Genomic DNA, 9,462 nt, shown 5'->3' on the forward strand with positions numbered 1-9,462 from the left:
GCGATCGCCGCGAGCACGAGCGCGCGATGACCGAAGAAAAGCCTTTCCAGGCGACTGACCAGACGATTGAGCACGACCTTACTCCTTCATGTATTGCGACGACGCCCGACGCACGATGCGCGCCGCCTGCCACCCGTCACCGTCAGAAATTCCGCGTGACGAACATCCCGACGAAATTGCGGTCCGCGTACGGCTGCCCGACCGTGTTGTGCCCGCCGAAGAACGCGGTGAAATTGATGCCGGCCTGCCAGGTCGGCGGATTCTGGTTGAACAGCACGTAGACGTTCACCGACTTCGCGCCCTGCAGGTAATTCGCGGTGAAGGTCGGCGTGTAGCCGTACAGGCCATCGGAGAACGTCACGCCGGGCGTGACCTGCCAGCCGTGGATCAGCGAGCCGTCGTAGGTCCAGTTGAAATCGATCGTCGCGCCCACCGAGCTCGCGGTGCCCTGCGCCATCGCGATCGGATAGCCGAGCCCCGAGCCGTTGTTCAGCCACGGCGCATAGCCGGCCTGCGGCGCCTGTGTGACGGTCTGCCCGCCGACGGTCCGCGTGACGCCGCTGGAACTCAGCCCCGGGTAGTAGATCCACGTGAGTTCCCAGGTCAGCGCGGCGGAATCGGCGCCGAGCAGCTTCAGGAACGGGTATTCGCTGCGCGTGAGCGCCAGCAGCCCGTTGAGGTCGTACTGGAATTTCTTCTTGTCGACCCATTGCTGGCAGTCGATGCCCGCCACGCCGTTCGTGATCGCATCGAGCGGGCCGCCGGGCCCGTAGCAGCCCGACAGCGCGACCGCATCGCGCGGCCGGTACGACAGCTCGGTGCCGATCGCCCACGGGCCGACGCCGAAGTTCGCGCTCGCGCCGAACAGCTGCCGGCTGCCGAGATAGGATGCCTGGATGCCGCCGTTCGCGAGCGCGGTCAGCACCGGCGACTTGTCCGTATAGTTTTCGTAGTAGAGCGCGAAGTTCGCATCGAACGAGCGCGGCGAGAAGTTGAACTTCACGCCGAACTGCGGCCGGTACTTCGCCGGCAGCGTGGTCGTGAGCGGCAAGCCGACGTCGTTGAACGGCGGCCCTGCGTACGTGCCGTTCACGAGCCCGTTCTTGATCGCGTTCAGCGTGTCCTGGTTGCCCGCGGCGTTCGCGCCGCCGATCGCATTCGCGATCGTGCCCGCGCTCGGGCCCGCGACGTTCGGGTTGGTCGTGTTGACCGTGTACGGTTCGGCGCCGCGCCCGACGATATTCGACGTCGACCAGTACGAGCCGACCGGCGGGTAGCGGTTGCCGTTCCACTGGAACTGGTAGTACGCCTCGGTGCTGAACCCGTGCGACAGGTCGGCCGCGAAGCTTGCCATCGGCGCGGGCAACAGCGCCTGCTTGAGTTGCGAGCCGGGAATCAGCAGCTTCTGCACGTCGATCGCGTTGGTCGCGTTGATGCCGCTCTGCGCGAACATGCTCTCGCCCCAGTTGATCACCTGATTGCCGACCCGCACGTGCGCATTGCGCCCGCCAATCGTGAAATCCTTCTCGCCCCACAGATCGAGCAGTTGCGCGTTGTACACGACCTGCGCGGCCGCCGTGCTCGACAACGGTGTGCGGTTCGTATTGCCGGCAAGGAAATCGTACATGCCAGTACCGCGCACCATGAACTTCAGCCCTTCACTCGGCATCTTCAGCAGCAGCTCGCTGGTCGCGCTGACGTAGGTGCTGAACGGCTGGCCCTTGCGGTAGTTCAGATCACCGTTGTCGCCAAAGCCCCATTGATTCGTATTCGCGCCCGCGCCGCAGCCGAACGCGTTCGGGTCGCCGGTGAGCGAACAGCTCGGGTTCTTGGTCCGGATACCGGCGCCGGCCGTCAGGTTCGTGACCCACGAACCTTGCAGGTCGCCACCCGCGGACGTGAACTGGTAGCCGAATGCACTCGTGGCCGTCGCGCTCATCACGGCGAGCGAAATTGCAGTACGCCTAATCATTATTCTTGGTTTCATGACCTGCCTCCTCCCCTTGTCGACGCCGGCGCGCGTCGCACGCGCGCCGGTTCTTTCATCCGCCAGCCGTCAGCCGGTTGTCGTCACCGTTCGCTGACCGAGCGCAGCGATTCCGCCGTGTAGAAGTCCGGCTTGAAACGCGGATCGTTCGCGCGTTCGTAGTAGCGGATGTCCTTGCCCTGCCCGATCGACGAGCCGTCGAACACATAGCGGCCGTTGTTCAGGTCGTACTGGACGAACGGCTGGTTGTCGCACGCGCCGCCCAGCTCGAACACCGGGATCGGATAGCTCTCGCGCACTTTCCAGAGCTTGCCCTGTGCGTCGTAGTCCTCGGCAGTCAGCGCAAGCCAGCTGTCCTCGTCGAGATAGAAGGTCTTCTTCGACGCGACGTGCCGCGCGCTCGGCTTGAGCGTCGCCTCGACGACCCACACGCGGTGCACTTCATAGCGGCGGTGGTCGGCGGAAATGCCGTTCGGGGTCGCGACGTCATGCAGCTTGCTCTTGTACGTGTACAGGCCGAACGCGTTGTACGGCACGATCATTTCCTTCTTGCCGACCAGCTTCCAGTCGAAGCGGTCGAGCGACCCGTTGAACATGTTCGAGTCGTCGATCAGATACTGATTCTCGAAGCCGATCAGCGGCGCATCGTGCGTATAGGCCGGCATGCGTCGCACGCGGCGCTGGCCCGGGAAGTAGTAGTACGTCTCCGAATCCTTGTCGTAGTACTGGCGCTGCACGAACGACTGTCCGGCGAGCGCGGCCGGCGAATTGATCGAGAAGTAGACGGCCATGTTCATCTGGTCGACGTCCTGCGGCGATGTCTTGCCGAGCCGGCCGGCCGGCAGGTACTCGGCCTGCGGGCCGATCCCGTCGATCCAGTCGCTGCTGCCCGGGCGCGGCGAGATGACGGTCGCGATCGGCGACCATTCGATCCCTTCGCCGCGATACCGCGTCTCGTAGTTCAGCATCGCCTCGGCGCCATTCTTCGGCTGCGGGAACGGTACGCCGGGCAGCGCGGCCGACTGCAGCGACTGGCCGTTCGCGGCCGGCTTCGCTGCCGTCAGGTTCGCTTTCGAGTTCTGCTCGGCCACGTCGGGCAACTGGCATTCGCGGTGCGACGGATAGACGTCCATCCGATAGCCCTTCAGTTGCCTGATCAGCTGAATCTGACCGGGCGACAGCTTGTCCGCGTATTTGTCGAGGTTCGCTGCGTCGATCGAGTACAGCGGCTGCTCGTTGCGGTGCTTCCAGAAATCGCCGCGGACTTTCCCGTACTCCCAGCCCGCTTGCGGCGCCTGCCGGCCGGCAAACGCCGGCACGAGGCCGTCCTTGCTCGGCCCGCGCTCCGCGCCGGTCGCCGTGAGGTCCTCGGCCGCCGCACTGCCGGTGGCCAGCAACAGCGCCGCCGCGACGGCGCTCAACGTTCCGATTGCATGCTTCCTGTTCATGGTTCTCGCTCCAAATCCCGCTCCGTTTGCCGGCAGCCGCCGGGCAACGCGAAGCTGTCTCCACCATCGGCTCGATGGCGCGTCCTGTGAGGGCCGGCGGCGGCGGCCCGCGTGTCGAATGTCGGCGCACACGTTCAGGCGGCAGATCGTCGGCGCGCGATCGATGCGCCGGCCCCGCGCCGGAAGGTGCAACGGGTCACGTCCGGGGTTTGCGATCTCGGCATCTTCGCCACCCCATAACTATGTCACATGACCTAGTTAACGTTATACGCATGGCAATTTTCGGTCACAAGTCGGGTGAAACCCTCGCATGCGACGGGACTGTATCGCGTTGTTCAGGCAAGACGATTCATGCGCTTTCCGCGTACTTATCGAGTATTTTTGCGGTCATGTGTCGCACCTCGACAAGTCGGCACTCGCCGTCGGCACGCGCGAAGGGTTCGGGTCGTTACTCGCCGGGCATCAGAAGATAGGTTGATCGACCTGTTTTTGGACGTCGCGTAAAGTCAAGTTGCGGCGACGGTGCCGCAGCGGGGGAAGCAACGCGTGGCGCGCCAACCTGATAAGGCCGCGAACACGCGTAGAATCTCGCACACCGGTATCTGGACCGGACCGGCACAAGGGGCCGCAGCCGGCGTTCGTCACGCCGGCCGGCAGACGGAAAAAGCTTGCCCGGCTTGAGACACTAGGTCGAATAACCTACAATCCACCTTACACATCTGCAAGCCCGGGCATGTGTTGCCCGCAGGAGGAGAAACTTCGATGGAACCGAAAGCGACGAGCCCTGACGACATTCGCGCAGAACCTGCGTCGCCCCGTCGATCGGAACCCGCGTCGGACGCCAGGGCAAGCGACAGCCCACGTGCGTTGACCCAGCGCGGCCGCCATACGGTCGGCCGCATTCTCGAGAGCGCGATCGAGATCTTCGTCGTCGACGGCTACGGCGGCCTGACGATGCGCAAGGTCGCGACCGGTGCGGGGCTCGCGCTGTCGAACCTGCAGCATTACTTTCCTTCGCGCGAGGATCTCTACGCGGCGATCATCAGCGAAACCATCTCCGAGTATTCGCGGAACTACGACAGCGTACGGACCGACGAAACGCTGTCGCCCGCCGCACGGCTGGAAAAGGTGGTCCGGATGCTGATCGAGGATGCGAAGCTGCCGCGCACGCAAAGCCTGTTCGTGAACATCTGGGCGCTCGCGCATGCGCACGAGTTCGCGCGGCAGGCCATGGAAGACGCGTACCTGTTCCAGCGCCAGATGATTGCCGGCTTCGTGACGGCGGTGAACCCCGCTTTGACGCCGCAGCAACTCGCGCGCCGGTCGGCGCTGATCACCGCGCAGATCGAAGGGCTGAGTGTCTTGATCCCGCAGCGCAACCGCTTCCCGTCCGATATCAAGGGCATGGAAGACGAAGCCGTGAAGGCCGTGCTCGCCGTGGCGTCGTTGCCGGGCTGAACGCCGGCAACGGACTGCCCCCACGGCAAACGGGCACGCCGGCGCGCGCGTGCGCCGCGTGGCGTTTCGAATTCGCGTCGAAGCGCGGATCGTCGGCGAGCGCGGGTTGCCGCAACACCTGTTCGCAGAACAACTTCCATTCACGCTCGTTCTGCAGCCCGAGCATCACGGTCTTGCCGCCGGCCGGGAACGGTCCGTACGGGCAGATCGTCGCGTGCGATGCGATCGACGGCGCAGGCGCGCTTTGCCCGTCGATCGCGTAGTAGAACCGATAACCCATCCACGCGACCATGCTCTCCGGCATCGACATGTCGATCCGGCATCCTGTACCGGTGCGGCCGCGCATCGGCAGCGCGCTCGGGATGTTCGTATGCACGGACATGCCGGCCGCGATGTCCGCGATCGAGCAACCGGCCTTCGCCGGTTGTCCCGGCGAACCCGTGATCGACAGGCAGCCGGCCTCGCTCTGGATCAGCAGGTCGTATGCCTTGCGGTCGCGATACGGACCTTCGTCGCCATAGCCCGAGAGATCGCAGGCGATCAGGCGCGGATGCGCGTCCTTCAGCGCGTCGTCGCCGAGCCCGAGACGCTCGACCGCACCGGCGCGAGGTTCTGCACGAGCACGCGGGCATCCGCGCATGGCACACGCCGGAATTACCGCCCGAGCGATTGATCTGCTCCATGATGATCGAAGCCTCGGTGAGCCGGATGCCCGAACCGCCGTATTCCTGCGGAATCAGCGCGGCCAGCCAGCCGGCGTTCGTCAGCGCGTCGACGAACGCATCGGGATAGCCGCGCGCGCCGTCGATCTTGCGGAAATACTCGCCGGAAAACGGGCAGCACAGGTCGCGCGCCGCTTTGCGAACGCCCTGATACGGGTCGTGCCGCGTCGTCCGCCTGCCCGTCGTCGATGAGTGAACGGAAGCGCGTTACGCGAGGGTTGCGGTGGCCTGCATCGTCAGCCAGCCGTCGCGATCCTTCGCCCACAGCTCGATCGTGCGACCGTCGTCCGACGGCTTGCCGCACAGCGCGAACGGCTCCGAGTCGAAGGTCGGACGCACCGCGCGGAACGCGAAGCTCGCGAGCGTCGCGTCGGGCCGTTCGCGGTGCACGAGATCGGCCAGCAGCGTCGCGATCAGCGGGCCGTGCACGACGAGCCCCGGATAGCCTTCTTCCTGCGTCACGTAGCTGCGGTCGTAGTGGATGCGGTGGCCGTTGAAGGTCAGCGCCGAATAGCGGAACAGCATCACGGCGTCGGCCGTGACGGTGCGCGCCCACGTCTCGCCCGTGGGCGCCGCGACCGGCTTCGGTGCGGGCGCGCCCGGCTGCGGCGCGTCGCGATAGACGATGTCGTGCTCTTCCTCGACACACAGCGCACCGCCGGATTCGATCCGGTGCTGCACCGTCACGAACACGAGCCGGCCGCTGCGGCCCGTCTTGTCCTCGAGGTTCGCGATCGTCGATTCGCGCGTTGCGCGCTGCCCCGCGCGCAACGGCGCATGGAACGTCAGGCGCCCGCCGGCCCACATGCGGCGCGGCAACGGCACGGGCGGCAGGAAGCCGCCGCGCTTCGGGTGGCCGTCGGGGCCGACTTCGGCCAGCGGCGCGACCGGCAGGAAGTAGAGCCAGTGCCACATCGGCGGCACGACGTCGCCGGGTGGCGGGCGGTCGAGCGTAGCGGCCAGCGCGTTCAGCGGGAACGCAGTGATGTCGTCGCCGAGCGTTTCGGTCTTGCCGAGCCACGCGTCGAGCGACGCGGGGGCGGCAGGCTGCGGGGATGAGGTCGACATGGGCGGCGTCTCCGGTGCGCTTGCAATGACCCTAATATGCACGCCGCGCGCCGGTTCGAAAAGTCGGCTTTCGCGAACCGGGGCTTCTGATTTGGTTAACGCGCGGCCCTGCTCCGTCCTGCGGGACGGTTCTCGTCTGACTATTCAGTCTAATCGCCGCGGCCGCTGCGCGCTGCTCCGGGCCGCCAACCTTACAGCTTGACCACCGCCGGCACGCCGCCTAAATTGCTTCAGACGGACCGGCCGCGCCCCGAGCGACATGTCATCCGGGTGACAAAAAACGATAGTTTGCTATCGAATATTTTTGCCCCTATCATCTCGCCCATGACCAATCTGCACGATCTCCGCCTCGCCGTCAGCAGCCTGCTCGTGATGTCCGCGCGCAAGTGGCGCCGCACCAGTGACGGCGTGCTGAACGCGTACAACGTTTCCGAAGCCTGCGCGACGCCGCTCCTGATCGCCGGGCGCCTCGGCGAAGGCGTGCGGCAAGGCACGCTCGCCGAACACGTCGGCATCGAAGGGCCGTCGCTCGTGCGCCTGCTCGACCAGCTGTGCGCGGCCGGCCTCGCGCGCCGCGACGAGGATCCGCACGACCGCCGCGCGAAGACGATCTCGCTGACGGCCGCCGGCCGCGCGGTCACCGCGAAGATGGAGGAAGACCTGCGCGCGCTGCGCGCCCAGGTCCTCAAGGGCGTCTCGCGCGCCGATCTCGAAACGACGCTGCGCGTGCTCGATGCGTTCAATGCATCCGAGTCGCACTCGCCCGCCGCGCGTCCCTCCCACGCCGACGACACCGCGTCATGACTTATCCGAGCCTTCGCGACTGGCTGTTCTCCGGCAAGACGTTCGCCGCGTCGATGCTGGCGCTGTACCTCGGCCTGTATTTCCAGCTGCCGCGCCCGTACTGGGCGATGGCGAGCGTCTACATCGTGTCGAACCCGTTCGTCGGCGCGACGCGTTCGAAGGCGCTGTACCGCGCGCTCGGCACCGCGCTCGGCGCGGCCGCCGCGATCTTCTTCGTGCCGCCGTTCGTCGAGACACCGCTCCTGTTCAGCATCATCGTCGCGACCTGGTGCGGCACGCTGCTCTACCTCGCGATCTCCGACCGCACCGCGCGCAGCTACGTGTTCATGCTCGCCGGCTACACGATGCCCCTGATCGCGCTGCCGACCGTGACCGATCCATCCACCGTGTTCGACGTCGCGATCGCGCGGACCGAGGAAATCGTGCTCGGCATCGTGTGCGCGAGCGTGGTCGGCAGCGCGGTATTCCCGAACCGGCTTGCGCCGACGCTGATCGAGCGCACCGATGCATGGTTCAAGGACGCCGCGTTCTACGGCCGCGAGACGCTGTCCGGGCACCTCGCCGGCAAGGCGCTGTCCGCGTGCCGGCAGCGGCTCGCGGCGACGATCACCGGCCTCGAGTTCCTGCTGAGCCAGTTGAGCTACGACCATGCGCACCCGCGCATCCTCGCACGCGCACAGGCGCTCGCGGGCCGGATGCAGCTGTTCCTGCCGCTGATGTCGTCGCTCGCCGATCCGCTGATCGCGCTGATGCGCGACCTGCACGTGCGCCCGCCCGCGCTCGACGCCCTGCTGGCCGACGCCGCGAAGTGGTTCGACGCGCCGCTGCCGGCCGTGAAAGCCGGCACCGACGGCGACATGGCCCACGATCCGGTCGCGGACAACCTGCGCGCGCGCATCGCCGCGCTGCAGCCGCCCGACAGTGCGCTCGCGAGCTGGGATGGCGCGCTGATGTCGAACGCGCTGTGGCGACTGCGCCAGGTCATCGACATCTGGCAGGACTGCCGCTCGTTGCGCGCACTGATCGCGAATGAAGCGGGCGTGTGGCAGCCGCGCTACCGGCACTGGCGGCTCGGCGGCACCGAGCGCTTCTTCGATCGCGGGATGATGCTGTTCTCGACGCTGACCGTCGTGCTCGCGATCGTGTCCGCGTGCTGGCTGTGGATCTCGTCCGGCTGGCACGACGGCGCGGCGGCCGTCACGCTCGTCGCCGTGTCGTGCAGCTTCTTCGCCGCGCTCGACGAGCCCGCGCCGCTGGTGTTCAAGTTTTTCCTGTCGACCGCCGCCAGCGTCGTGTTCGCCGGGCTCTACCTGTTCGTCGTGCTGCCGCACGTGCACGATTTCGCGATGCTCGTGCTGATGTTCGCCGGTCCGTTCATCCTGATCGGCACGCTGCTGCCGCGCCCGCAGTTCAACATGGTGACGATGCTCGTCGCGGTGAACACGGCGACCTTCATCAGCATCCAGAGCGCGTACGAGGCAGATTTCTTCGTGTTCCTGAACAGCAATCTCGCGGGTGTCGCCGGGCTGCTGTTCGCATACGTCTGGACCCGGGCGACCCGGCCGTTCGGCGCGGAGCTCGCCGTGCGGCGCCTGCTGCGCTCCGGCTGGGAGGACGTCGCACGCTCCGCGTCGACGCAGCCGCTCGACGACCAGCGCAACCACGCATCGCGGATGCTCGACCGCGTCACCCAACTGCTGCCACGCCTCGGCGCGTCCGACGACCACCGCCACCCGTCGATCGAAAGCTTCCGTGACCTGCGCATCGCGCTGAATGCGCTCGACCTGCGCCGCTCGCGCCGCCGGCTGTCGGGCGACGTGCCCGACGCGATCGACCGCGTGCTGGCCGGCGTCACCGATCACTACACGCGCTGCGCGGCCGCGAACGCGCGCCAGCCGGCGCCGCCCGCGCTGCTCGCGACGATCGACGACGCGCTGCACCGCGTGGCCGGCCGCAATCTGCCGGGCGCCGCGCC

Annotated in this window: 6 protein-coding genes and 2 pseudogenes; 3 read left to right on the forward strand and 5 right to left on the reverse strand. The window is 66.9% G+C overall.

All coding sequences use genetic code 11. The annotated features are described in order from the left end of the window. Positions 1-142: 142 nt before the first annotated feature. Both BLA15945_RS37315 and BLA15945_RS37320 read right to left on the reverse strand, forming a co-directional pair. Positions 143-1,972 carry a DUF1302 domain-containing protein gene (locus BLA15945_RS37315; RefSeq protein ID WP_407045131.1) on the reverse strand — a complete coding sequence of 610 codons (1,830 nt, stop codon included), beginning with the start codon at positions 1,970-1,972 and terminating at the stop codon, positions 143-145. A 98-nt stretch (positions 1,973-2,070) separates the two neighbouring features. Continuing rightward, positions 2,071-3,435 carry a DUF1329 domain-containing protein gene (locus tag BLA15945_RS37320; RefSeq protein ID WP_174994753.1) on the reverse strand — a complete coding sequence of 455 codons (1,365 nt, stop codon included), beginning with the start codon at positions 3,433-3,435 and terminating at the stop codon, positions 2,071-2,073. 762 nt (positions 3,436-4,197) lie between these two features. Between BLA15945_RS37320 and BLA15945_RS37325 the strand changes: the two genes are divergently transcribed. Continuing rightward, a complete protein-coding gene (locus tag BLA15945_RS37325; protein ID WP_081052078.1) occupies positions 4,198-4,893 on the forward strand; it encodes a TetR/AcrR family transcriptional regulator in 696 nt (231 codons plus the stop codon). A 1-nt stretch (position 4,894) separates the two neighbouring features. Here BLA15945_RS37325 and BLA15945_RS37805 read toward each other — a convergent pair. From BLA15945_RS37805 to BLA15945_RS37335, 3 genes and pseudogenes are all read right to left on the reverse strand, one after another. Further along, positions 4,895-5,529: pseudogene (locus tag BLA15945_RS37805) on the reverse strand (CoA transferase); the annotation flags it as partial. Continuing rightward, positions 5,523-5,738 (reverse strand): annotated as a pseudogene (locus BLA15945_RS37810) (acyl-CoA dehydrogenase family protein); the annotation flags it as partial. The pseudogenes BLA15945_RS37810 and BLA15945_RS37805, both read right to left, overlap by 7 nt. An 84-nt stretch (positions 5,739-5,822) precedes the next feature. Then, positions 5,823-6,683: an FAS1-like dehydratase domain-containing protein gene (locus tag BLA15945_RS37335; protein ID WP_174994754.1), complete on the reverse strand. Its 861-nt coding sequence runs from the start codon at positions 6,681-6,683 to the stop codon at positions 5,823-5,825. Positions 6,684-7,007: 324 nt separating this feature from the next. Between BLA15945_RS37335 and BLA15945_RS37340 the strand changes: the two genes are divergently transcribed. Both BLA15945_RS37340 and BLA15945_RS37345 read left to right on the forward strand, forming a co-directional pair. Next, on the forward strand, positions 7,008-7,487 hold the full coding sequence (locus BLA15945_RS37340) for a MarR family winged helix-turn-helix transcriptional regulator (protein WP_059241097.1): 480 nt from the start codon (positions 7,008-7,010) through the stop codon (positions 7,485-7,487). Further along, a partial coding sequence (locus BLA15945_RS37345; protein ID WP_174994755.1) for an FUSC family protein occupies positions 7,484-9,462 on the forward strand: 1,979 nt, incomplete at its 3' end. The genes BLA15945_RS37340 and BLA15945_RS37345, both read left to right, overlap by 4 nt.

Source organism: Burkholderia arboris, assembly GCF_902499125.1.
GTDB classification, from domain to species: Bacteria; Pseudomonadota; Gammaproteobacteria; order Burkholderiales; family Burkholderiaceae; genus Burkholderia; species Burkholderia arboris.

What these genes read in the sequence shown, in the direction of transcription:
- BLA15945_RS37315 (WP_407045131.1), bottom strand. Translation starts at nt 1,972, where the DNA reads ATGATTAGGCGTACTGCAATTTCGCTCGCCGTGATGAGCGCGACGGCC.
- BLA15945_RS37320 (WP_174994753.1), bottom strand. Translation starts at nt 3,435, where the DNA reads ATGAACAGGAAGCATGCAATCGGAACGTTGAGCGCCGTCGCGGCGGCG.
- BLA15945_RS37325 (WP_081052078.1), top strand. Translation starts at nt 4,198, where the DNA reads ATGGAACCGAAAGCGACGAGCCCTGACGACATTCGCGCAGAACCTGCG.
- BLA15945_RS37335 (WP_174994754.1), bottom strand. Translation starts at nt 6,683, where the DNA reads ATGTCGACCTCATCCCCGCAGCCTGCCGCCCCCGCGTCGCTCGACGCG.
- BLA15945_RS37340 (WP_059241097.1), top strand. Translation starts at nt 7,008, where the DNA reads ATGACCAATCTGCACGATCTCCGCCTCGCCGTCAGCAGCCTGCTCGTG.